The following is a 23390-nucleotide window of genomic DNA, read 5'->3' on the forward strand; positions in this document are numbered from 1 at the left end:
GGGAGAAAAGGCAGTGACGATCGATGAAATTTACCAAATGTACATGAATGATGTTTACAGGTTCCTGCTCTCCATGACAAAAGACAAGCATCTTGCCGAAGACTTGCTGCAGGAAACCTTTATGCGGGCATACATACACATTCACTCCTATGATCACAGCAAAGTAAAGCCCTGGCTTTTTCAAGTGGCGCGGAACGCCTTCATTGATTACGTCAGAAAGCATAAGAAAGAAGTAACCATTTCTGATGATTTGATTGGAAGTCTCTTTCAGACTGCTGTTCAGAGCCCTGCCCATCAGGTAGAGATAAAGGAAGTGCTGACTGGTTATATGTCCGAGCTCCCCGATAACTATCGGGAGGCGTTAACACTATATTATTTAAAAGAATTAAATTACAAAGAAGCATCCCATATTATGAATATTTCAGAGGCGAATTTTAAAAGTGTTTTGTTTCGTGCCAGACAGCGGCTGAAAGCACTTTATAATAGAGGTGTTAATGATGAATGAAGAATTTAAAAAGCGTTTTGATCAATATAAAAACGGTGAAATGAGCGATCAGGAAATGACCGCGTTTGAAGAGGAACTTGAGAAGCTCGAAGTGTATCAGGAACTGATTGATAGTGAGCTGCCAGACGATCATGATTGGGATGTCGACATCAGTCCTGAAAAACAAAAAGCCATTCTGGCCTACGGCAAACGGAAGTCATATTTGCGTATTTCCGCGCTTGCCGTCATTTCGACATTAATGATTTTGCCGCTATGTACGCTGGGAAGCTACCTCTATTACGGAATGGGAGGAAAACACAGCACCGGCAATGAATTTATGGAAACTGCCGCAGTCACTGTAGCCCTGACTATGCCAAATGTTCTTGTCGATACTTCTGGACTGAAGAGCCAGGTGAAGCTGTTTGGCATGAATACAGAATTCCCGCTGCAAAAACAGATTGGCACGAAAACAGCCGCCGTGGGGAATGAACGGGTGGAAATGTTTTATGACAGAGTGAAAGCGCCGGTCGTCAACTACTATGACTTAGAAATCCATAAAGCCGGCCATTACTTTACACACCCATCAAGCGGATCTGAACAAACAACCGCAAAAGCGGAAAAAACATTAAAAACTTTGCCTGAAGGGACTGTTTCCGAGGTCTACCTTTCTTATGACCGGGCATATCCGACAAAAGAAGTGTATAAAAAATTCAGCGGCTATGATGTAAGCTTTTTGTGGAACGCGGTTGAAACAGAGAACAATACAAAGGATACCCCTTACGCAGAGCCGCTTGGCTACCCAGGGAAAGATTCAAAGTTCCTGACTGCGCTTAATACAAAAGGCAAGTCAAACGGCGACCAATTTATCGATGCTTTAACTTACATATCGAAGCACGAGAAATGGGCGCAGGTCATCTCAAAACGAAAAGATTTAAAAGTGGACTCCCGCTTGGATTATGTAGAGAAAAATGGTGTTAATGTATACGGCTCAGTCGTTACAGGACCGACCAAGGAAATCCAGCGCATGCTGAAAAACAAATCAGTAAAATCAGCAAATGTCGGCGAGGTGGAATTATGGAATTGGTAAGAATTTTTAAAGAACATAATGTATTTGGCTGGATATCTGTCGGGACAGCAATTCTGTCTTTGCTCTTGCTTAATTTGGCGATTATCAGCAATGTGACCTCTTATTCTTATCAAATGCTGCCGTTTGCCATGGCCGCCGTTCCGTTTGGCGTTATCGAGCTTTTCATCAAAAGAGGACGCACGGGTCCCGGTCTGCTCGGCGTTGTACTTAATCTCTTTGTGATTATCTGTGTGTATACGATCGTATCTGTGGATACCAACTTACAGTTTGGCTTTTAGCAGAAAAGACGCCTGAAACGGCGTCTTTTTTTATTACAGTTGTTTTCTGAATAAATAGCTTTCAATCGTAAATCCCATTTTATCCGTATAAAATCTGTGGGCGTCTTTGCGCTGAAGGCCTGATGAAAGACTGACAAGAGGATAGCCCGCATCTCTCGCCCAGTTTGCCGTATAATCCAAAAGAAGTTTGCCGTACCCTTTAGATCTGTAAAGCCCGCTTGTGACAAGATCCGCTATCCATACGTACTCTCCTTTATGAAGCGAAACCCTTGGCAGCGCGCCGCACAGCGCCCTGATCGCTTTATCCTCATATAAGGCAAACAGCATGTACGACTCTTTTTGGACACAGCGTTCCAGCCTATGTAAATACGTCTCTTCATCCAGCTCTGTTCTTAATTCGTGCATCACCGGATAAGCTTCCATCCACTCTTCTCTCTTCGTTAATTGTTTGATATGAAGCATCTTATCAATCCCCTCTCCATTCGTTACAATGATGATATCCGATTTATGGCATTCACCAAATAGCCAAAACCTGAAAAAATGACCACGCCAGATGCAAAGGAGAGATAAAATGGATATCACGCCGTTTCTGGACAAAACAAGCAAAACACCGCTGTATGAACAGCTTTACACCTATTTCAAACATGAAATGATACATGCCAGAATCACCAAGGGAATGAGGCTTCCGTCAAAACGAAGGCTCTCCGGCTTGCTCGGTGTCAGCACAGCAACGGTAGAACGCGCCTACGAGCAATTAACCGCTGAAGGATATGTCAAAAGCCAGCCTAAAATCGGCTGGTTTGCGGCAGAAATTGAACCTGAGTTTCCGGCTGCTCCAGTATCATATCAACCGCCTCCTCAATTGGTCACTCATAAAGAAATAGAACCTGTTATTAACTTTCACCAAGGAAATGTCGATCCGGTCCACTTTCCCTTTAACGCTTGGCGAAAAAGCATAGTGAAAAGTCTCGATCTGTATTCTGAACAATTTCACACCTCAGGCGATCCTCAAGGAGAACCTGCACTCAGAGAAATGATAGCCCGATTTGTCAGACTGTCACGGGGTGTCAATTGTGACCCCAGCCAGATTATTATCGGAGCAGGCACTACCGCCCTTCTGCAAATTCTTTGCCTTACGCTACAGCCGGGAACAAAAATCGGTTTTGAAGAACCGGGATTTCACCGTTCAAGACGAATGTTTGAGGCCAATCACATGAACGCGATTCCCATTTGCACTGATGAAGAAGGAGTCCTGCCGGCTAGCCTTACACACGAGAGCCCGCATCTTGTCTATACGACTCCCTCGCATCAATTCCCGCTCGGGAGCATAATGACGATCGCCCGAAGACAGGAACTGTTATCTTGGGCAAAAGAGGCAAACTCATTTATTATTGAGGATGATTATGATGGAGAATTCCGCTACAGCGGGCAGCCCATTCCATCTCTGCAAGGTCTTGACCCGAATGGCAGGGTCATTTATCTCGGCACTTTTTCAAAATCATTGCTCCCTTCCTTGCGGATCAGCTATATGATTCTTCCTGCTGCACTTATTGAACCCGTAAGAAAAAATGCGCTTTTGATGAAACAGACGGTCTCTTCCCATAATCAATTGGCATTGGCAGATTTCATTGAAAACGGCGAATGGCAAAAGCACTTGAACAGGATGAGATCCTTGTATCGAAAAAAACATGCTGTTCTGCTGGAAGCGATACGAACTGAACTGGGAGACAGTGTGGAGGTTCTCGGAAAAGACTCGGGGCTTCACATCCTGCTCCGGCTCATGTTTTCAGCCAGTGAGGATGAGGCGATAAAAGCCGCTGCCAAAAACAGAGTGAATGTCTATCCGGTATCTCCATCGTGCAAAAGCCAGCCGCCGTTTGTTTCTGTCTTAATCGGTTATGGAGGGCTTTCTGAAGAGGACATCCGGCTCGGTATCAAAAAGCTGAAAACCGCATGGGAGCCGCTGATGAAATCATAAAAAACAAAAAAACAGGCCCCCAGCGGAGCCTGTTTTTCTAAAAGGATATAATGCCGATTAAATTTAAGAACACAATAATAATAGCCAGCGGCACAACGAAACGGAGCAAATAAAACCATATATAAAAGAATGTTTTTCCGGGATGCGATCCTTGTCTCATTTCTGCCCACAGCTCCTGTTTGGATATTTTCAGCGGAATGAAAATAGAAATTAACAGGGCGCCTAATGGCAGCAGAACATTGCTGACAGTAAAATCGACAACGTCAAAAAACGTCTTATCAAATATGCGCACATCGCTCATTATGCCATAAGATAAGCAAGATGGGATACCGACTAAGAAGATTAAAAAACCGCTTGTCCATGACAGTTTTTTCCTCTTTGTTTCATCGCCTTTGCCGATAATGGCTACAATCATTTCCACCATTGAAAAGGCAGAGGTCAGTGCGGCAAATAAAAATGCGACAAGAAAGCCGATGAAAAACAGGATGCCGAACGGTAGCTGTTCAAAAACGGCCGGAAGCACTGTAAACAGCAAAGTCGGACCTTCATTCGGCTCCAATCCGAAGGAGAATACCGCGGGAAAAATAGCCAGGCCTGCCAAAAGTGTCACAATGATATTCATGACGACAATGGAGGCTGCAGAACGCGGGATATTTTGCGTTTTCGGCAGATAGGAGCTGTAAGTCACCATGACCGAAACCCCCAGTGTTAACGTAAAGAAAGCCTGTCCCAGCGCAAATAAAACAGACTCCGGCGTCAAATCGCCGAAATGAGGCACAAGCAAAAATTTCACGCCTTCAATCGCATGATCCAGCGTGAGCGACCGAAGAACAAGCAGGACAAACAATATAAACAAAATCGGCATCATCACCGCGCTTACCCGTTCAATCCCTTTTTGAACCCCTCTGGCGACAACCAGCACAGTCAGCACCATAAAGATAAGCTGAGCCGCGAGCGTCTGCACGGGATTTTGAATAACAGAACCAAAAAGTGCACCGTACTGTTCCTGGGTGAGTCCGGACAGTGAACCTGATGCTGTTTTCACTATATATAGTAAAATCCATCCTCCGATAACACTGTAAAACGATAAAACTAAGAAACAAGCCGCTACGCCGACCCATCCTGTGAGAAACCAAGCTGTTCGCGGCGCTTCTTTTTTATATGCATCAATGGCATTCGTTTGGTTCCGTCTTCCAAAGATAAATTCTCCCACTAAAAGCGGATAGCCCAAGAGAATGGTAAATAGCACAAAAATAAGGAAAAAGGCGCCTCCTCCATTCGTCCCCGCTACATAAGGGAACTTCCAAATCGCGCCTAAGCCGATGGCTGATCCAGCGGCAGCCATGACGAAACCGATTTTTGAAGCCCATTGGACTGGTTTTTGCTCAGACAATGATGTCACTTCCTTTCCAGCCTATATTATCTCTTATTTTCATGCTTATTTCTATATATTCATTTGATGAGAATAGAAAAGAGAGCGGGCCAGTGTAAGCCGCTCTCTTCTTTGAGAGTTATTGATTTAATTTTGAATGCTTTCTTGAATATAAGAAATAGATCGCCAAGCCAATTAACAGCCACACAAGGAAGCGGACAATCGTCACCCATCCAAGATTAAAAATTAAGAACAGGCAGAAAAGAATTGCTAAGCCCGGGATAACCGGAACCCCCGGACATTTAAAAGCTCTCGGGAGATCAGGCTGTTTCTTTCTCAATACGATAACCGCCACAGAAATCAGCACAAACGCTGACAGCGTACCGATGTTTACCAGCTTGGCAAGCTCATCAAGCGGAACAAGTGAACCGAGAAGCGCCGACATAATGCCGAAAAACCAAGTCGCAACATAAGGTGTTTTATGCTTCGGATGAACCTTAGAAAGCGAGCCCGGAACCAGACCGTCACGAGACATAGCAAACATAACGCGTGTCTGTCCATAAAGCATCACAAGCATAACCGTTGTCATTCCCAAAACCGCGCCGATATCGATAATGCCTGCCACCCAGTTTTGCCCCGCGCTTTGAAGAACGAGAGAAACCGGATGATCGACGCCTGCAAACTGGGCAAACGGAACAACCCCTGTCATGATGGCTGATACAGTCACATATAAAATCGTACAAGCCAATAATGAGAAAATAATTCCTTTCGGCAGATCCTTCCCAGGGTTTTTCGTCTCTTCCGCAGCAGAGGATACAGCGTCAAATCCGATAAAAGCAAAGAAAACGAGCGCCGCTGCGCTGAATACGCCGCCAAAGCCCATTGGCATAAACGGCTGCCAGTTATCCGGCTTCACGTAAACAGCTGCCACCGCAATAAATAAGAGAACGACCAGCACTTTTAAAATTACCATTATGTTGTTGACTCTTTTAGATTCTCTGATACCTAAATAAAGCAAATACGTAATCGCAAGAACGATGACAAACGCAGGCAGATTAAAAATGGTAAATGTTCCTTTTACAGCCCCCGGAGCAGCCGTTAAGGCAACCGGAAGATGAATGCCCAGCCCGGACAAAAATGATTGAAAATACCCGGACCACCCGACTGAAACGGCACTTACCGCCAGCATATACTCTAAAATTAAATCCCACCCGATAATGAAGGCCAAAAGTTCTCCCATTGTAGCATAAGTAAATGTGTACACGGAACCTGAGACAGGCACACTTGAAGCAAATTCAGCATAAGACAATGCAGCGAATAAACAAGCCAGCGCTGCGACAACAAATGAAACGGTCAGTCCGGGTCCGGCAGTTACTGCCCCTGTTCCCGTCAGTACAAAAATCCCAGTACCAATAATGGCCCCAATCCCAAGCAGTGTTAAGTCAAATGCCCCTAATTCTCTTTGTAAGGATTTTTCCCCATTCGTTGCAGCGATTAAATCTTGTATGCTTTTCTTCCTAAATACGCTTCCTTTCATTCCCCTTCAACTCCTAGCTGATGTTTTCTTTATATTTTATTTGAATTTTCTGAATTCATGAGCGGTAATGGCCGTTTTTCTTTTTTTCTACTATATTTGTACCGGTGAAAAATCATTCCTTTCTCCTACTCAATATTATATATAAAAATCCGAAAATGAAAACTAAATTTTTAAAAATTCGACAAATTTTTGCAGTAACCTATTTTCATGCACAAAAAAACCAGCAGATTCGCTGGTTTTTTGTACATTATGTTGAAATAAAACGGCCGCCATTTACATGAATCGTCTGTCCCGTCATATAGGAAGATTCGTCAGATGCGAGCAAGACGTATGCCCCCGCATGCTCAACCGGCTGTCCCGGTCTGCCCATCGGTGTATCAAGTCCATGCTGTTTCACTTTTTCTTCCGGGAATGTCGCCGGAATCAGCGGTGTCCAAATCGGACCGGGCGCCACCGCATTCACTCTGATGCCTTTATCCGCAAGAGATTTGCTCATTGATCGTGTAAAGGAGACAATTGCCCCCTTTGTACTGGAATAATCAATTAATGCGGTATCCCCTTCATAAGCGGTAATCGAGGTCGTATTAATGATTGCGCTACCTTCTTTCAAATGAGGCAAAGCTTTCTTTGTCATATGAAACATTGAAAAAATGTTCGTGCGGAAGGTTTTTTCAAGCTGCTCTGTTGAAATATCAAGAATACTGTCCTGCGGGTGCTGTTCAGCTGCGTTGTTAACCAAAATATCCAGCTTCCCAAAATGGTCTACGGTTTGCTGTACAGCCTGTTCACAATGCTTCTCATCTCCGACGTCACCCGGAATCAGCAGGCAGCGGACGTTTTCCTGTTCAATCTGTTTTCGCGTTTCCTCCGCGTCAGAATGTTCGTCCAGATAAAGAATGGAGACGTCCGCCCCTTCTTTTGCGTACGCGATTGCTGCCGCTCTCCCGATTCCGCTGTCGCCTCCTGTAATGATCGCGACTTTTCCTTTCAGTTTTCCGCTTCCTTTATAATCACGGTCCTCTGATAAAGGAAGAGGATTCATTTCGGACTCAATACCCGGCTGCCGGTCCTGCCGCTGCGGTTCTTGTCCTTCTGTTTGTCTGTCCTTTGGGTTCATATTGATCACTCCTAGACATGATAATACTGATCGTTTACCACATCACAGAAGCGAATAAACTGCAAAATATGTTTATAAAAGTACTTCTTCAGGAATAGCCCCTGTATATTTAGCTGACGGGCGGAAAATCATGTTGTTTTCTGCTTGTTCCAGCACATGTGCGCACCAGCCTACCATTCGGCTTGCGGAAAACGTCGGTGTAAACAATTCATCATCAAAATCAATCGCCTTCATGACAGCAGCTGCATAAAATTCAACGTTTGTGTACAGCTTGCGGCCCGGTTTGTAGATGTCCAGCAAACGAATCGCTTCTGCCTCTACATGCAGCGCCAGATCCAAATCACGGTCATCGCCTGCAACCTCTTCAGCTTTCTGTCTCAAAGCTTCTGCCCGCGGATCTTTCGTCTTATACACGCGGTGTCCAAATCCCATCAGGCGTTCTCCTTTTTCAAGCGTTGCTGTCAAATACGCTGCAGCATTCGCTTTTTCTCCAATGTCTTCAAGCATTTTCGTCACAGCAGATGGAGCCCCTCCATGAAGCGGGCCTTTCATCGTGCCAAGCGCCGCGGTAATGGCCGATACCAAATCACTCTCTGTAGACAAAGTGACCCGTGCCGAGAAAGTTGATGCGTTCATGCCGTGCTCCATGGCCAGAATCATATATGTTTCAAGCGCTTTCTTTTTTGCTTCTGAAGGCTGTTCACCGGTGAGCATATAATAATAGTTTTCGACATGTCCGTACTGGGAAGATGGCTCAATGGCTTGCTCGCCGCGCACCCAGCGTTTTCTGTAAGCGATAATGGACGGCGTGATGGCAATCAGCCGAATCGCTTCTTCTATCTTTGGATAAAACGTGTACGTATTTTCCCCTAATGCTGAAACAACCGTTCTCAGTACCGACATGTCGTCCATGTTGTTTGGCAGCGACTGAATCAAACGCCCGATACGGTCAGGCAGGTTTCGCTCCGCAATCAGCTTTTTTTCAAATGTCTGTAATTCATCTGATGCCGGCAGTTTTCCAAATAAAATTAAGTAAGCGGCTTCTTCAAAGCTGTGATGCAGCGCGATGTCTTTTGCATGATGCCCTCTGTAGATAAGCCGGCCTTTTTCGCCGTCAATATGGCTGATTGATGTGTCCACACATGTAATTCCCTTTAATCCGTAATGTACCATTTGTATTCCCCCTATCCTTTTCTGTTATTATAGTAAATATAATATTTAAAAAATATTGAATATTTTAAAGGGAATTAATTAAAAATCTTAATCAGAGGGAGAATGGAAATGGATTTCAAATGGCTTCACACCTTTGTGACCGCAGCGAAATATGAAAACTTCAGAAAAACAGCAGAAACGCTTTTTTTATCTCAGCCCACTGTAACCGTTCATATCAAGCAATTAGAAAAAGAAATCAGCTGCAAGCTGTTCGAGCGAAAAGGCAGGCAGATTCAGTTAACCGATGAAGGCAGGGCTTATTTGCCATTCGCACTGAGGCTGCTTGATGACTATGAAAACAGCATGGCAGAGCTCCACAGAGTGAGACAAGGCTACTCTCAAACCTTACAGCTCGCGGTTTCGCCGCTTATCGCCGATACCGTGCTTCCATCTGTTATGAAACGATACACTTCAATGAATACCGAGACAGAAATTGCAGTGAAAATTTTTGAATCGGCAGAAATCTCGTCTCTGATTAAAGCCGGCGAGGCGGATATCGGACTGAGCTGTTTAAAAGTCCAGTCTTCTTCTTTAACATGCCACTGTTTATATAAGGACCCTGTCGTCCTCGTTGCGCCTCCTGATCAGCGTTTCACATCAGACGAAGAAATTGATGCCAAAGAGGTGCTTGAGCAATACCTGCTTTTGACCCACAATCACCCTGACTACTGGGACGACTTACTCCGTCAAGTCAGAGTGACATTTCCATTTGTGAGAACAATGAAAGTCACACAAACCCATATAACGAAACGGTTTATAAAAGAAGGACTTGGCGTTTCATTCCTCCCCTTATCTACAGTAAAGCGCGAATTAGAGGAAAAACAGATGATCAGAATCCCTTACCATTCTGTGCAGCTGCCCTATGCCGGTGCTTATGCGATCGCCCTTTATGAAAATAAGAAGGAAAAAAAGTTTTTGGACTTTTTATCACATTTTCATTTTTAAATGTAACCAAAGCGAAGATGCTCCGTCTAATGAAAAAAACCCGTTCTATGAACGGGTTACTTCGCAAAATTAGAATCTTTTCGCACCGAGGTAGCGAGGCTTCCAGTAGCTGTTGTTCAGGCTGCTGATTTGTACGCCGTCAGATCCTGCATGAACGAAACTGTTGTTTCCAATGTAAATCCCCATGTGAGAAGGGCCGGATTTATATGTTGTAAAGAATACGAAATCACCGACAGACGGGCTGGCAATGCTCTTCATGGAACTCCAGTATCCCGCAGTGCTCGTTCTTGCCACACTTGTTTGTTTGTTTAATACGTACCAAATGAATCCGCTGCAGTCAAAACCGGAAGTTGTTGTTCCGCCCCATTTGTACGGCGTTCCAGTTAGCGCTTTTGCATCAGAAACCAGTTTGCTTACGTTAAGTGATGTAGATGATACTTTGCTGCTTGAACTAGATGAAGGCTTAGAGGAAGTGACAGGTTTAGAACTTGTTCCTTTCACCTTCAATACTTGTCCGACATAGATTAAATCTGATTTTAAGCCGTTGAGACTCTTTATTTTGCTAACCGTTGTGCCGTATTTTTTCGCGATTTTAGATAGACTGTCGCCGCTTACTACTTTGTATGTAGAAGTTGCAGACGTAGACACGCTTGATGAGCCGGAGCTGCTTGAACTGCTTGAGCCCTTCACTTTCAGAACTTGTCCGATACGCAGAAGATCTGATTTTAAGCCGTTCAGTTTTTTCAGTTCATTGATCGTCATGCCGTATTTTTTCGAAATTTTCCAAAGACTGTCGCCGCTCACTACTTTGTATGTAGAAGAAGATGAACTGCTTTTGAACCTGATGCTGCCGATTTACCGTTAATAGATAAAGTCTGTCCTGCGTAAATAATATCAGAATGAAGCTTGTTTTCTGATTTAATTTTACTTATTGTGGTGCCGTATTTTTTTGAAAGATCCCATAACGTGTCGCCTTTTTTCACTTTGACGCTTTGTGCAGATGCCGCTCCTGCAAATAAGGTCGATCCTAAAACTACTGCTGTTGTAGCTGTAATGATTTGCTTTTTCATGTTTTCCTCCCTAAATATGTATATCTATTATTATCTCTTTTTTTTAATTAATCATCTTGTTTTCTATTATAAGGATGGATTCCCAACAGAAATAGTCTTGACTTCACGTGACAAATTTCTTAATTATTCGTTTTCAAAAAAAGTTTTTAAGGGTATTAAATATTTCATTTTCATTTCAAAGGTGACAAAAAACGAGTGCTTTTGTCATGTTTTTTGGGCGGTTTATCAACATTTAGGAAATAATTGAAGAAGATTTTGAGGATTTATGACATAGCGAAAGAATGTGGAACTTATAGGTTTCGATAAAAACTGCGGGCATCCGCAGTTTTTTTATTTAAACAACCATATCACGCATAAACCATGAGGTAAAGATTTTTCAGAAAAAATGAATGCTTTGATGAAAGAAAGGCAAGATAACGGACACAGACAATTTATATTCATCACAATCCTTTACTTAATGTTTACAGGATCAACAGCCGCACTTAACAAACATTCCATATCGTAATAAGCAGAACAAATTAAAGGAGGCCTGCAAAAAAATGAGTCTGTTTCAAAAAATGAAATCAAAATTGCTGCCAGTCGCAGCTGTTTCCGTGCTTACAGCCGGTATATTCGCCGGTGCAGAGCTGCAGCAGACCGAAAAAGCAAGCGCCAAAAAACAAAACAAAGATGAGATCAGAAATGTCATTGTGATGATTGGGGACGGCATGGGAACATCATACATAAATGCCTACCGTTCCATGAAAAATAACGGTGAAACACCGAACAACCCAAAGTTAACTGAATTTGACCGGAACCTGACAGGCATGATGATGACGCACCCGGATGATCCTGACTATAATATTACAGATTCAGCAGCCGCCGGAACAGCATTAGCGACAGGCGTTAAGACATATAACAATGCAATTGGTGTCGATAAAAACGGAAAAAAAGTAAAATCTGTGCTCGAAGAAGCCAAACAGCAAGGCAAATCGACTGGGCTTGTCGCAACGTCTGAAATTAACCACGCCACACCCGCAGCATACGGCGCCCACAATGAATCGCGGAAAAACATGGACCAAATCGCCAACAGCTATATGGATGATAAAATAAAAGGCAAACAAAAAATTGACGTTTTGCTTGGCGGCGGAAAATCCTACTTTACCCGCAAGGACAGAAATGTAACGAAAGAATTTAAACAAGCGGGCTACAGCTATGTGACAACAAAACAAGCGCTGAAGAAAAATAAAGATCAGCAGGTGCTCGGGCTTTTTGCAGACGGAGGGCTTGCTAAAGCGCTCGACCGCGACAGCAAAACCCCATCCCTGAAAGATATGACTGTTTCAGCAATTGACCGGCTGAATCAAAATAAAAAAGGATTTTTCTTGATGGTCGAAGGCAGCCAAATTGACTGGGCCGCTCATGACAATGATACTGTCGGAGCCATGAGCGAGGTTAAGGATTTTGAACAGGCCTATAAAGCCGCTATTGAATTTGCGAAAAAAGATAAACATACGCTTGTAATTGCAGCTGCTGATCATACGACAGGCGGATTTACCATCGGTGCAAACGGCGAAAAAAATTGGCATGCGGAGCCGATTTTGGCCGCGAAAAAAACACCTGAGTTTATGGCCAAAAAAATCAGCGAAGGCAAACCGGTCAAAGATGTGCTCGCCCGCTATACAGATCTGGATTTCACACGTGAAGAAATGAAAAGTATTGAAGCCGCTTCACAGGCTGACAAAAGCAAAGGCGCCTACAAAGCCATCATCAAGATTTTCAACACCCGCTCTAACAGCGGCTGGACCAGTACCGATCACACCGGTGAAGAAGTGCCGGTATACGCGTACGGCCCCGGAAAAGAGAAATTCAGCGGACTGATCAACAATACCGACCAGGCAAAAATCATATTTAACATTTTGAAAACAGGTAAATAAAAAGGATGCAGAAGACTGCATCCTTTTTTCTTATAAATACCTGCGGTGAACCCCTTTTCCGTCATACGAAAACATCACTTGCTTATCCTCCAGCACAGATTCGATATGCACGCTTCTTCCCCACAGCTGGTATAAATAAGGAAGCACTTTCTCCAAGTATTTCAAATCCAGTTCTATGCCCTCATACCAATGCTTAATTAAGAGCTCGTTATTTTTCAGATAATCGCCTTCGTTTACTGTCAAATACGGAAATCCTCCGTTTACCCGCATGCTCACAAGCTGGTCGCGGACAGCCTCCCACTCTTTATCGACGATTTTGTAGTCTCTGCCCTGCTTTTGGAACAGGTAAAGATCCTCGCGCATCACTAAATCTTTTGTTAAATAATTGCGGATGAATGAGATATCTGATTCAATCTCTCTGACCTCAAACATTTTCTCCCGGCCTGAGTTCGGCTTGACGCCTATTTTCTTCATTTCCTCAGTCGGATTGTTATACCGTTCCTCAATATCTTCAAAAATCTTCAGTCCCAAATAATAAGGATTGATTCCTGTTTTTGACGGCTGGACAACCCCGGCATTCAGCTTGGCGAACTCTATCGCTTCATCAGAGGTTAAATCAAGCTCCCGGATAATTCTTTGATGCCAGTATGAAGCCCATCCTTCATTCATAATTTTCGTTTCCAGCTGAGGCCAGAAATAAAGCATTTCTTCTCTCATCATCGTCAAAATATCACGCTGCCACGGCTCAAGTTCCCTTGAATGCTCTTCAATAAAAAGCAGAATATCTTTCTCGGGCCGCGGCGGGAAAGGTTTTTTTGATTTTTTCAGTTGTTTTCTCGGTTTCTTTCCATCTAAATTCCATAGATCATCGTACGGCGTAGCCATTTCCTCAAACTCTTCTTCCTCATCATCCACACTCCACTGGAGCTTCGGACGCACCAAAGAAGGATCGATATGCTCCTGGATTGAAAGGATCGCGTCTAAAAAGGCCTCCACTTCCTTTATTCCGTGAATCCGTTCATAATACTTAATTCGCTCCGCCGTTGCCGCCATGCTTTCCACCATGTCACGCTTCGTGTTTTGGAAGCGGCAGTTGTTTTTGAAAAAGTCACAGTGAGCGAGAACATGGGCGACAATCAATTTATTTTGTATCAGTGAATTGCTGTCCAGCAAAAAGGCGTAGCATGGGTCTGAGTTAATGACAAGCTCATAAATTTTGCTTAATCCAAGGTCATAATGCAGTTTCATTTTGTGAAACTGTTTCCCGAAGCTCCAGTGGCTGAATCTTGTCGGCATCCCGTACGCGCCGAATGTATAAATAATTTCAGCCGGGCAGATTTCATATCTCATCGGATAGAAATCAAGGCCGAATCCTTTTGCAACTTCGGTAATTTCCTCAATTGCCCGCTGTAATCCCTTTTTCTCCTCCGCGTTCAACCGAATCCCCCCTACTTGGACTTATCTATAATGTATGAGCCCGCCTGATAAAAGATGATAAGTCACATTTTTGCCTAAAAAAAACTCGCCCTGCACATTGGCCTGTTTGCCAAATGTGTCAGTGGGTAAAAACAGACCATATTACGAAAAAAAGGAGCGATACCAATTGAATGCAGCAGACATGTTTTCTTCTTATCTCAGTAAGTTGCCAAACCTCATCATTGCTTTGCTTGTCTTATTAATCGGATGGGCTATCGCCAAAATCATTGAAAAAGCGGTGTACAAAGGGCTCAGAAAAACAAAAATCGACGACAAGATCTTTGCTGAGAAAAAGCCGTCACGCTATTCATCAGAAAAAATCGTAAGCAAGGTCGTTTATTTTATCGCTTTGATTATCGTCTTTATTTTATTCTTTAACATTTTGCACCTGACAACAGTGGCTTCGCCTTTTGTCAGCATGCTTTCTGCTATTGCAGCTGCTGTTCCGAGCCTGCTGAAGGCCGGATTGATTCTGCTGTTAGGCTGGGCGGCAGCTTCTGTGTTAAGCTTTCTTGTCAAAAAAATCGGGATGAAGCTGAACACGAGCGAAAAACTGCGCAAATGGAACTTGGTATCTGAAGGGAAAGATATTCACCAGGCAGTTAACGCCGCTTCACAAATTGTCTTTTATCTTGTGCTGCTCATATTCTTGCCGGGAGTCTTATCTTCGCTGAATATCAGCGGAATTTCAGGCCCGTTTACAAATATGATGGAAAGCGTACTCGCTTTTCTGCCGAAATTATTCGCTGCGGCGCTGATCGTTTTAATCGGCTGGCTCATCGCCCGCCTGGTCCGTGACATCATCACGAATTTCCTAGCAAGCATCGGTACAGAAAGATTCGCTGCTCGTATGGGATTATCCATTTACTTAAAGGATACAAGCCTTTCTGCTGTCATCGGAACCATTGCTTATGTGCTGATTTTCATTCCGGTTGTCATTTCAGCGCTTGATCGTCTTGATGTCGCCGGCATTTCTCAGCCAGCCGTCTCTATGCTCAATACCATCTTAAACATGCTTCCGAATATCATTATCGCCATCGTACTGATTTTAGCCGGTATATGGGCCGGAAAATGGGTAAACACAATGGTGTCCGGACTGCTCCGCCGTGCAGGCTTTGATTCTTTATTAGGAAAAATGGGCGTAGAACCTGGCGCATCCGCAAAGCTGTCACTCTCCCAAGTTGTCGGTATGATTGCGCAAATCATTGTGATCCTGCTGTTTACAGCCGAGGCGCTGCAAGTTGTTCAGCTGCATTTACTTGTTGAGATCGCTGGCGGCATCATCGCGTATCTGCCGAATGTCCTTGTCGCAGTATTTATCCTCGGAATCGGCCTTTACGCCGGAGAATTGGTGCGCAAGGTACTGGCCAGCATGATCAAAGGTCAGGAGTTCAAATCTTTAGCTGCGATTGCAAAGTATACAATCATCGCACTGGCTTTCTTTATGGCCCTTGATCAGCTCGGAGTCGCTGACACAATTGTCAATTCCGCATTTATCATCGTGCTTGGCGGATTCGCACTTGCATTCGGTTTATCATTCGGTCTTGGCGGAAAGGATTTTGCTTCACGTTATCTTTCTAAATTCGAACGCAAAATTCAAAACACTGAAGTTGATACGAAAAACCGTTCAAAACAAAATCCTTCCAATGACATGAATTAAAAAAATGCGTGTGCCCAGCAGGGTGCACGCTTTTTTAGGGAAATTCCTTTTTTTTCATTTTATAATAGATTATGATAAGATATAGAAAATGTCTTATTCCGAGGTCTTAATATGAAGTTAACAAATTATACAGATTATTCATTACGAGTTTTGATTTTTCTTGCTGCAGAACGTCCCGGAGAACTTTCAAATATAAAACAGATTGCCGAAACGTATTCTATTTCAAAAAATCATCTCATGAAAGTCATATACAGGCTCGGTCAGCTCGGATATGTAGAAACGATACGCGGACGGGGCGGCGGCATACGTTTAGGCATGGATCCTGAAGACATTAATATCGGAGAGGTCGTCAGAAAAACAGAAGACGATTTTAATATTGTTGAATGTTTTGATGCGAATAGAAATCTCTGCATTATTTCTCCAGTGTGCGGCTTAAAACACGTGCTTAATGAAGCGCTTATGGCCTATCTTGCCGTTTTAAACAAATATACGCTGCGAGACCTTGTCAAAAACAAAGACGAAATTATGCAGCTTTTGAAAATGAAGGAATAGTTGATGATTCCTTCTTTTTTTATGCCCTTTTTCCTGCTTTCTGTTAAGATAATATGACTGATTTTTAAAAAAGGCAAAACGATGAGTTGAATCTGCCGATATAAAAAAGAAACAGCATATTCAAAATCATTGGGGGAAAAAGGAGAGCTCAGATGAAAAAGAAATTAGCAGCAGGGCTGGCAGCATCCGCGATTGTCAGCACAACACTAGCGATTACACCCGCTGAAGCAGCAACGATTAAAGTCAAAAGCGGAGATTCCTTATGGAAGCTGGCGCAAAACTACAACACAAGTGTAGCGGCCATCACATCCGCCAACCATCTTTCGACTACCGTCCTGTCAATCGGCCAGACGCTTACCATCCCAGGCAGCAATTCCGGCACTTCATCATCTTCTTCAGGCTCAACAGCAAAGAAGAGCGGAAATTCTGTTTACACAGTGAAAAGCGGCGATTCACTATGGCTGATTGCCAATGAGTTTAAGATGTCGGTACAGGAACTGAAAAAGTTAAACGGATTGAGCAGCGACATGATTCGTGCAGGGCAAAAATTAAAAGTATCCGGAAAGGTTTCTTCAAATTCCAGTTCCGGCACTTCAAGCAGCTCTAAACCATCTAAATCGAGCTCAAGCTCTTCAGCTTCGACTGGCACTTACAAAGTGCAGCTAGGTGATTCGCTTTGGAAAATCGCGAACAAAGTCAATATGTCCATCGCTGAATTGAAGGTATTGAACAATTTAAAATCAGATACCATTTATGTGAATCAAGTGTTAAAAACAAAATCAGCGGGTTCTAATTCGTCATCCAAAAACAATTCATCCAAATCAAATCAATCAGCGTCAGCAACAACGAAGTACACCGTAAAAAGCGGAGACTCACTTTGGAAGATCGCAAACAAATATAACCTGACTGTACAGCAAATCCGAAACAGCAACAATCTGAAATCAGACGTTCTGTACGTCGGACAAGTGCTGAAGCTGACCGGCAAATCAAGTTCCAGCACATCAACAACACCGTCTTCGTCAAATTCAAGCTCCGGCACAACGACGACTACATATACGGTGAAGAGCGGTGATTCCTTATGGGTGATCGCTCAAAAGTTCAATGTGACAGCCCAGCAGATCCGGGAGAAAAACAACTTGAAAAACGATGTCTTACAAATCGGCCAGAAGCTCACGATTACAGGCAAAGCTTCATCTTCAAATTCAAGTTCCGGATCTTCAGGCAGCACGATCTCAACAAGCGCGAAGATTAACAAAATGATCGCGGCCGCTAAGGAGCACCTTGGTGTTCCATATCGCTGGGGAGGAACAACACCGGCCGGATTTGACTGCAGCGGATTCATTTACTATGCGCTAAACAAAGTGACTTCTGTGTCCAGATTAACGGCGGCTGGCTACTGGAACACCATGAAACCTGTCAGCCAGCCTGCAGTCGGAGACTTTGTCTTCTTTTCGACATACAAAGCCGGCCCTTCTCATGTCGGGATTTACCTCGGAAACGGGGAATTCATTAATGCCAACGACTCAGGGGTTGTCATTTCAAATATGAACAACTCATACTGGAAACAGCGCTACCTCGGAGCAAAGCGTTATTTCTAAAAACAAAACTGTATGGCCTTTGTCGGCTGTACAGTTTTTTTTATTAAAGACGAAACACATTGATGCTGATCATATGTTTTGTCACAGGGTGAAAATAAACTTCCGCACGCACGGAAAATGTTTCATCATTCTGTTTGACGGTCACCCGAAAGACATCCTTTGTCTGCTGGTCATTCACCTCGGTCCGCCCCATATAGGCGTAATCGGAAAAAGAAGCCCCTTTATATTCATCTTGAATTTTACTCCAAGCGAGCTGTTCCCACTTTTGGACAGACTCGTTCATGTTTTCTGAATGCCCTTTTGCAGCCATCGATAAGATGAGTAAACCGCAAAACAGAAGCGCAATGGCATACGGCAGAGATTTCATGTTTTCAGTCTCCTGTACCCAGATTATTTTCATCTTAGGTTTTCCAAAACCGCTTGCTTCATTCAGACATTTTCATTTTATGTCTCCCTCATATTGCTACCCCAGTTCTGACGCAGACGCCAAGTTTTGCCCCGTCAATAACAGCTGATGCGGCATAAACTAATCCTGAACTTCTCACACAGGAAAGGAGAAGCGATTGATATGGATTATGCTGATTACGACAAAGCATTGTATTACACCCATCGTTCCCAATGGGATAATTTATTAATTTTAATGGTGCGGACAGAGGATGATTTGTTATCAAAACGAATTGAGCATTTTTTGCATGCATACCATTTTGAACAGGATTATGCTGTATTAGAAAAGGTGCTGTATTCTCTTCTCCGCTATATTGATCATGCCACTGAGCTGACATATGAGGATCAATTAGCGCTTCTCACATAAAAAAACCCCCGGTGTTTAGACGCCGGGGGTTCCTGCATTTGCGAACATGTGCAATTCTTCCATCAGCTCTTTTATGCTGGCCGCCATGTGTTCCGTTACTGTTGCGTTTTCCGCATCAATCGTTACCGGATCAAGCACAAGCTGCCTCGGTATGGCATTGGCATATAAGCCCCTCATCACGGTTCTCATATTGTTCAGCGCATTGATTCCGCCTTTTCCGCCGCCTGCTGCTGCCAAAAGAGCTACTGGCTTATATTTAAATTGTTCGCTGCTTAAAAAATCCAGTGCATTTTTTAAAGCGCCGCTCATGCCGCTGTGATATTCAGGAGATAGTAATACAATCGCATCCGCTTTGCTGACGCGCTGTTTCAGCTCTTGTACCCGCGTAAGCTCGGCCTGTTCGGCTTCACCGTTAAATAACGGCAATATAAATTCGCTCAAATCAATCAAATCCGTTTGATACACAGATGAAATATAGGCTGCCGCAATTCTTGTCCTGCCATGTGTTCTCGGCGAGCCGCTAATCACTAATATGTTCACTTTGTGGTCTCTCCATTCAGGTTGTATTTCACTGCAAAAAGCGCTGCTTGTGTGCGGTCCGCCAGCTCAAGCTTTGCTAAAAGATTAGACACATGGGTTTTTACTGTTTTTTCTGAAATAAACAACGATGCTGCGATTTCTTTATTGCTTTTTCCGCAAGCAATTTCGTTTAGCACATCTCTTTCCCGCCGGGTTAATTGATAAAATTTTTCTTTTTCCGGTTCATTCTGTTTTTTCATATGTGTCAGGACATGGGGCATAATAGCTGAAGACAGCATATATTCGCCTGAATCAACCTGTCTCAGTGTTTTCACCAATTCCTCCGGCTCCGTATCCTTTAGCTGATACGCCTTCGCTCCTACCTGAAGCGCAGGGATGACATGCTCCTGGTCAGAGTAGCTCGTCAGCACGACGATATGGACACCGGGAAATTGCTGTACTGCTTTTTTTGTTGCTGCTATTCCATCCATATCCGGCATCGACAGATCCATCAGAACGAGATCAGGCTTTGTTTCTTCGATGACACGGAGGGCCTCACTTCCGGTTGCCGCTTCTCCGACAACTTCAATATCGTCCTTGGTGGCAAAGAAAAAACGAAGTCCCTTCCGGACAACATGGTGATCATCCGCTATTACAATTCTCATCTCACTGTTCTTCCTTTCTGATTGGTAAGCGGAAGCCTGACAGACAGCTTCGTGCCAGCTCCAAGCTCTGACTCAATGAAAAATTCCGCGCCGGCTTTTTCTGCCCGCTCTTTCATTCCTTTGATGCCAAGTGAAGGCAGTCCGTCGTGCGCTTCATAACGAAATCCTGCCCCATGATCGATAATATCCAGGGCTGCATAGGACGAAGAAGCAGTAATTCTGACATATGCCGTATCAGTCCCGGCATGCTTTTTGCAATTATTGAGGGCTTCCTGCACGACACGCCACAGCATATGCTCCTCTTCATCACGAAGGTCCGGACATCCTTTTTGTGTAAAGACGACATTCAATCCGATCAGAGTGCCGTAGCTTTTAATGGCTTCAGCCAGCCCTTTTTCCAATCCTCCGGGGCGAAGCTGCCAAATTAAGGACTTCATTTCAGCCAGCGCGTCCTGCGTTAACGTTTGAATAAAATCAATCATTTGCTGCAGGGTCTCTTCTTGTGTTAATGTCTTTGCCGCTTTTGCTGTTAAACTGACGGAAAACAGCATCTGGTTGACTGAATCATGCAGCTCCTGAGCGAGACGGTTCCGCTCCATTAAAAGAGCGTTTTTTTGTTTGTATTCAGCAAGCCTCATCCGCTGTAGCGCCGTTCCGATCTGAAAAGCAACTGCCTCCAGCAAATGAAGCTCCTCCTCATCAAAAAGTGTCTTTCCGGCCGCCGCCACATTTAATAAACCAAACCGTCTGTCTCCATCTTCTAAGGGAACGGTTGCATGATGCGTAATCCCTTCTGTGTCAAAACAATGCAGCTCTTCAGCTGATTCTATGCGTTTACAGTTCATAATATTGGCTGCTTTTCTAAGTCCGCCGTTATTGAATTTCGTCAGGCAATAGCACTCCCCTTCACACATCAGCACTTTTTCCCTCCTGCTTAAAGCAGGCGGCAGGTATGCGTCTGCCGCTAATGTATAGGAACCGTCCTCTTCAATGAGAAAGATCCATCCAGACTGAAGATTCGTTAAGCTCAGCAATTCTTTTAACACTTCATTCAGCGTTGCTTTGACATCGTGTCCTTGATTCAAAGTCTCGGCAATGGTTTTCAGCGTTCTTAATTTTTCCACCCTCGGTTTGGTCACGTCTCTCACTCCGACTATGGTTATTATCTAAGATTATACCAGTTTTTTGAATATTGTTACTTCACATGAAGGATGATTTTCTTTCAGACTTTTGGATGAGAAATAGAAAAAAGCTGGATCACATTGCGTGATCCAGCTTTTTTCAAATTATTTTGCTGTTGCTTCGACAATTTCGTCAACTGTCTTCATGACATCGTCAGAAAGTGCGGCAAGACGCTGTTCACTGTCTTGTAGGGATGTTCCTTTTACAGCGAAATAAAATTTGACCTTCGGCTCAGTACCAGAAGGACGGAGGCAGAACCAAGATCCGTCTTCCAAGAAATATTTCAATACATTTGATTTTGGCAGGTCGATGGCTTCTTCTTTATTTTCCGTCAAAACCATCCGTTTGCTTACAGCGTAATCCTCTGCTGAGACAACCTGTTTACCGGCCATTGTTTGCGGCGGATTTTGTCTGAAGGAAGCAAGAATCGCTTCAATCTGCTCCGCTCCCTGTTTTCCTTTCAGCGTCAGTGATTTCAGCCCTTCACGGTAAAAACCATATTCTTTGAAGATATTCATTAACGCTTCGTATAATGACGTTCCTTGTTTCTTATAGAACGCGCAAACCTCAACTGCCAAAAGTGCGGCCTGAATGGCATCCTTGTCGCGGGCGAAATCTCCGATTAAATAACCATAGCTTTCTTCATATCCGAATTGGAAAGTGTACTGGCCTGAGGCTTCGTATTCTTTAATCTTTTCACCGATAAACTTAAAGCCCGTCAGTGTATCAATCGTATCGAGTCCGAATGAAGATGCGACATCGCGGCCGATTTCACTTGTTACGATTGTTTTCAGAACGACGCCATTCTCAGGCAGGATTCCTTGTTTTTTCTTTTCAGAAAGCAAATAATGAAGCAGCAGGGCACCGGTTTGGTTTCCTGTCAGCACTGTATATTTGCCTTCATCATTTTTCACCGCAATGCCAAGGCGGTCCGCATCCGGATCTGTTGCAATAAGAATATCTGCATTTTGCTCTTCGCCGAGCTTAATAGCGTATTCAAATGCAGCATGCTCTTCCGGGTTCGGAGATGTTACAGTTGAAAAGTCCGGATCTGGCAGTTCCTGTTCCTTCACGACCGTGATATTTTGATAGCCGAGGGCTTCAAGTCCGCGTCTGACCGGTTTGTTTGCGGTTCCATGCAGCGGAGTGAAAACCACTTTCACATCCACTTCTCCGGATAACTCAGGGTGAACGGAAATAGATGTCAGTTTTTCAGTATAGACCTTATCAATCTCTTCACCGATGATCTTTATTAAGCCTTTTTCTTTTAACACTTCTTCATCTTCGACTGTGATTGTCAGTTCATTTTCGATGGCGTTTACCTGCTCAATGACGATGTCTGCTTCACGCGGAGGCAGCTGGCCGCCGTCATCACCGTACACTTTGTACCCATTATATTCAGGCGGGTTATGGCTAGCCGTCACAACAATTCCTCCGTAAGCGTTCAGTTGTCTGACAGCGAATGACAGCTCCGGCGTCGGGCGAAGCTCATCAAATACGTACGTTTGGATGCCTTGTGCAGCAAGCGTTTTTGCCGCTTCCATCGCAAACTCCGGTGACTTATGGCGGGAATCATACGCAATGACAACGCCCCGTTTTTTCGCTTCCTCACCCTGCTGCAAGATGTATGCCGCAAATCCCGCTGATGCCTTGCGCACCGTGTAAATATTCATCCGATTCGTACCGGCGCCAATTTCTCCGCGCATACCCCCAGTTCCGAATTCAAGGTTTTTATAGAAGCAGTCTTCAAGAGCCTGATCATTCCCCTCTAATTCAGTGAGGAGCTTTTTTAATTCAGGATCTAAATTTTCTGTCTGTTTCCAGCGTTCATAGCTCTTTCTCCAAGTCATAATTCGTCCTCCTATGTATCAGCCATATGCCATTATTTTAATATGAAGAGAGCGTCTCTGTCACTTGATATCTTGAGATCT

General features: G+C 44.0%; 21 protein-coding genes and 1 pseudogene. 10 read left to right on the plus strand and 12 right to left on the minus strand.

Annotated elements, in window-relative coordinates; genetic code table 11:
• The first annotated feature begins 13 nt into the window (after positions 1-13).
• Genes sigM through AU387_RS17530 form a run of 3 tightly spaced genes read left to right on the plus strand, consistent with a single transcriptional unit; the run spans position 14 to position 1849 of the window.
• Complete coding sequence (gene sigM, locus AU387_RS17520; RefSeq protein WP_024120735.1) at positions 14-505, plus strand: RNA polymerase sigma factor SigM; 492 nt, start codon at positions 14-16, stop codon at positions 503-505.
• Positions 495-1571 (plus strand): anti-sigma factor, encoded by a 1077-nt coding sequence (locus AU387_RS17525; RefSeq protein WP_082687947.1) that lies wholly within the window; start codon positions 495-497, stop codon positions 1569-1571. The genes sigM and AU387_RS17525 overlap by 11 nt, the downstream gene beginning before the upstream one ends.
• On the plus strand, positions 1559-1849 hold the full coding sequence (locus AU387_RS17530; RefSeq protein ID WP_024120733.1) for a hypothetical protein: 291 nt from the start codon (positions 1559-1561) through the stop codon (positions 1847-1849). Before AU387_RS17525 ends, AU387_RS17530 begins: the two co-directional genes overlap by 13 nt.
• A 33-nt stretch (positions 1850-1882) precedes the next feature.
• Here AU387_RS17530 and AU387_RS17535 read toward each other — a convergent pair whose 3' ends face one another.
• The gene (locus tag AU387_RS17535; protein WP_059336429.1) at positions 1883-2311 is read right to left on the minus strand and encodes a GNAT family N-acetyltransferase; all 429 of its coding nucleotides are present in this window, start codon (positions 2309-2311) and stop codon (positions 1883-1885) included.
• A gap of 109 nt (positions 2312-2420) precedes the next feature.
• On the opposite strand from AU387_RS17535, the gene pdxR reads away from it, so the two are divergent.
• A complete protein-coding gene (pdxR, locus tag AU387_RS17540) occupies positions 2421-3827 on the plus strand; it encodes a MocR-like pyridoxine biosynthesis transcription factor PdxR (RefSeq protein WP_059336431.1) in 1407 nt (468 codons plus the stop codon).
• Positions 3828-3864: 37 nt separating this feature from the next.
• Here the strand turns inward: pdxR and AU387_RS17545 are convergent, their stop codons facing one another.
• The 4 genes from AU387_RS17545 to citA form a co-directional block, all read right to left on the minus strand.
• Entirely contained in the window at positions 3865-5220 is a 1356-nt protein-coding gene (locus tag AU387_RS17545; protein ID WP_059336433.1) for a sodium-dependent transporter, read from the minus strand.
• A gap of 118 nt (positions 5221-5338) precedes the next feature.
• Complete coding sequence (bcaP, locus tag AU387_RS17550; protein WP_059336435.1) at positions 5339-6736, minus strand: branched-chain amino acid transporter BcaP; 1398 nt, start codon at positions 6734-6736, stop codon at positions 5339-5341.
• A 247-nt stretch (positions 6737-6983) separates the two neighbouring features.
• On the minus strand, positions 6984-7853 hold the full coding sequence (locus tag AU387_RS17555) for an SDR family oxidoreductase (RefSeq protein ID WP_059336438.1): 870 nt from the start codon (positions 7851-7853) through the stop codon (positions 6984-6986).
• A gap of 72 nt (positions 7854-7925) precedes the next feature.
• Entirely contained in the window at positions 7926-9026 is a 1101-nt protein-coding gene (gene citA / locus AU387_RS17560; protein WP_059336439.1) for a citrate synthase CitA, read from the minus strand.
• 108 nt (positions 9027-9134) lie between these two features.
• Between citA and citR the strand changes: the two genes are divergently transcribed.
• On the plus strand, positions 9135-10010 hold the full coding sequence (gene citR, locus AU387_RS17565; protein WP_024120726.1) for a transcriptional regulator CitR: 876 nt from the start codon (positions 9135-9137) through the stop codon (positions 10008-10010).
• Positions 10011-10079: 69 nt separating this feature from the next.
• Here citR and lytE read toward each other — a convergent pair.
• Positions 10080-11080, minus strand: a pseudogene (lytE, locus tag AU387_RS17570) (peptidoglycan endopeptidase LytE).
• A gap of 539 nt (positions 11081-11619) precedes the next feature.
• On the opposite strand from lytE, the gene phoA reads away from it, so the two are divergent.
• Positions 11620-12996 (plus strand): alkaline phosphatase PhoA, encoded by a 1377-nt coding sequence (gene phoA, locus AU387_RS17580; RefSeq protein WP_059336445.1) that lies wholly within the window; start codon positions 11620-11622, stop codon positions 12994-12996.
• Positions 12997-13026: 30 nt separating this feature from the next.
• On the opposite strand, the gene spoVR is transcribed toward phoA, so the two are convergent.
• Positions 13027-14433 (minus strand): stage V sporulation protein SpoVR, encoded by a 1407-nt coding sequence (gene spoVR / locus AU387_RS17585; protein ID WP_059293151.1) that lies wholly within the window; start codon positions 14431-14433, stop codon positions 13027-13029.
• Positions 14434-14599: 166 nt separating this feature from the next.
• On the opposite strand from spoVR, the gene AU387_RS17590 reads away from it, so the two are divergent.
• From AU387_RS17590 to lytF, 3 genes are all read left to right on the plus strand, one after another.
• Entirely contained in the window at positions 14600-16132 is a 1533-nt protein-coding gene (locus AU387_RS17590; RefSeq protein WP_059336448.1) for a mechanosensitive ion channel, read from the plus strand.
• A 111-nt stretch (positions 16133-16243) separates the two neighbouring features.
• Entirely contained in the window at positions 16244-16684 is a 441-nt protein-coding gene (nsrR, locus tag AU387_RS17595) for a nitric oxide-sensing transcriptional repressor NsrR (protein WP_059336449.1), read from the plus strand.
• Positions 16685-16836: 152 nt separating this feature from the next.
• Positions 16837-18282: a peptidoglycan endopeptidase LytF gene (lytF, locus tag AU387_RS17600; RefSeq protein WP_059336451.1), complete on the plus strand. Its 1446-nt coding sequence runs from the start codon at positions 16837-16839 to the stop codon at positions 18280-18282.
• A gap of 43 nt (positions 18283-18325) precedes the next feature.
• On the opposite strand, the gene AU387_RS17605 is transcribed toward lytF, so the two are convergent.
• Positions 18326-18649, minus strand: coding sequence for a YqzG/YhdC family protein (locus tag AU387_RS17605; RefSeq protein ID WP_044156615.1), 324 nt, complete (start codon positions 18647-18649; stop codon positions 18326-18328).
• Positions 18650-18850: 201 nt separating this feature from the next.
• On the opposite strand from AU387_RS17605, the gene AU387_RS17610 reads away from it, so the two are divergent.
• On the plus strand, positions 18851-19093 hold the full coding sequence (locus tag AU387_RS17610; RefSeq protein ID WP_024120719.1) for a YhdB family protein: 243 nt from the start codon (positions 18851-18853) through the stop codon (positions 19091-19093).
• A gap of 15 nt (positions 19094-19108) precedes the next feature.
• On the opposite strand, the gene AU387_RS17615 is transcribed toward AU387_RS17610, so the two are convergent.
• The 4 genes from AU387_RS17615 to AU387_RS17630 all read right to left on the minus strand — a co-directional run bounded on the left by AU387_RS17615 (position 19109) and on the right by AU387_RS17630 (position 23309).
• Positions 19109-19633 (minus strand): NADPH-dependent FMN reductase, encoded by a 525-nt coding sequence (locus tag AU387_RS17615; protein ID WP_059293155.1) that lies wholly within the window; start codon positions 19631-19633, stop codon positions 19109-19111.
• Complete coding sequence (locus tag AU387_RS17620) at positions 19630-20277, minus strand: response regulator (RefSeq protein WP_059336453.1); 648 nt, start codon at positions 20275-20277, stop codon at positions 19630-19632. Before AU387_RS17620 ends, AU387_RS17615 begins: the two co-directional genes overlap by 4 nt.
• A complete protein-coding gene (locus AU387_RS17625) occupies positions 20274-21416 on the minus strand; it encodes a GAF domain-containing sensor histidine kinase (protein ID WP_059336455.1) in 1143 nt (380 codons plus the stop codon). Before AU387_RS17625 ends, AU387_RS17620 begins: the two co-directional genes overlap by 4 nt.
• A gap of 147 nt (positions 21417-21563) precedes the next feature.
• On the minus strand, positions 21564-23309 hold the full coding sequence (locus tag AU387_RS17630; RefSeq protein ID WP_059293158.1) for a phospho-sugar mutase: 1746 nt from the start codon (positions 23307-23309) through the stop codon (positions 21564-21566).
• Between the last annotated feature and the right edge of the window lie 81 nt (positions 23310-23390).

Origin of the sequence: Bacillus halotolerans (genome assembly GCF_001517105.1) — a bacterium.
Taxonomy (GTDB): Bacteria; Bacillota; Bacilli; order Bacillales; family Bacillaceae; genus Bacillus; species Bacillus halotolerans.

What these genes read in the sequence shown, in the direction of transcription:
- citR (WP_024120726.1), top strand. Translation starts at nt 9,135, where the DNA reads ATGGATTTCAAATGGCTTCACACCTTTGTGACCGCAGCGAAATATGAA.
- nsrR (WP_059336449.1), top strand. Translation starts at nt 16,244, where the DNA reads ATGAAGTTAACAAATTATACAGATTATTCATTACGAGTTTTGATTTTT.
- AU387_RS17555 (WP_059336438.1), bottom strand. Translation starts at nt 7,853, where the DNA reads ATGAACCCAAAGGACAGACAAACAGAAGGACAAGAACCGCAGCGGCAG.
- citA (WP_059336439.1), bottom strand. Translation starts at nt 9,026, where the DNA reads ATGGTACATTACGGATTAAAGGGAATTACATGTGTGGACACATCAATC.
- phoA (WP_059336445.1), top strand. Translation starts at nt 11,620, where the DNA reads ATGAGTCTGTTTCAAAAAATGAAATCAAAATTGCTGCCAGTCGCAGCT.
- pdxR (WP_059336431.1), top strand. Translation starts at nt 2,421, where the DNA reads ATGGATATCACGCCGTTTCTGGACAAAACAAGCAAAACACCGCTGTAT.
- AU387_RS17630 (WP_059293158.1), bottom strand. Translation starts at nt 23,309, where the DNA reads ATGACTTGGAGAAAGAGCTATGAACGCTGGAAACAGACAGAAAATTTA.
- AU387_RS17530 (WP_024120733.1), top strand. Translation starts at nt 1,559, where the DNA reads ATGGAATTGGTAAGAATTTTTAAAGAACATAATGTATTTGGCTGGATA.
- AU387_RS17610 (WP_024120719.1), top strand. Translation starts at nt 18,851, where the DNA reads ATGGATTATGCTGATTACGACAAAGCATTGTATTACACCCATCGTTCC.
- AU387_RS17525 (WP_082687947.1), top strand. Translation starts at nt 495, where the DNA reads ATGATGAATGAAGAATTTAAAAAGCGTTTTGATCAATATAAAAACGGT.
- AU387_RS17535 (WP_059336429.1), bottom strand. Translation starts at nt 2,311, where the DNA reads ATGCTTCATATCAAACAATTAACGAAGAGAGAAGAGTGGATGGAAGCT.
- bcaP (WP_059336435.1), bottom strand. Translation starts at nt 6,736, where the DNA reads ATGAAAGGAAGCGTATTTAGGAAGAAAAGCATACAAGATTTAATCGCT.
- lytF (WP_059336451.1), top strand. Translation starts at nt 16,837, where the DNA reads ATGAAAAAGAAATTAGCAGCAGGGCTGGCAGCATCCGCGATTGTCAGC.
- AU387_RS17605 (WP_044156615.1), bottom strand. Translation starts at nt 18,649, where the DNA reads ATGAAATCTCTGCCGTATGCCATTGCGCTTCTGTTTTGCGGTTTACTC.
- AU387_RS17620 (WP_059336453.1), bottom strand. Translation starts at nt 20,277, where the DNA reads ATGAGAATTGTAATAGCGGATGATCACCATGTTGTCCGGAAGGGACTT.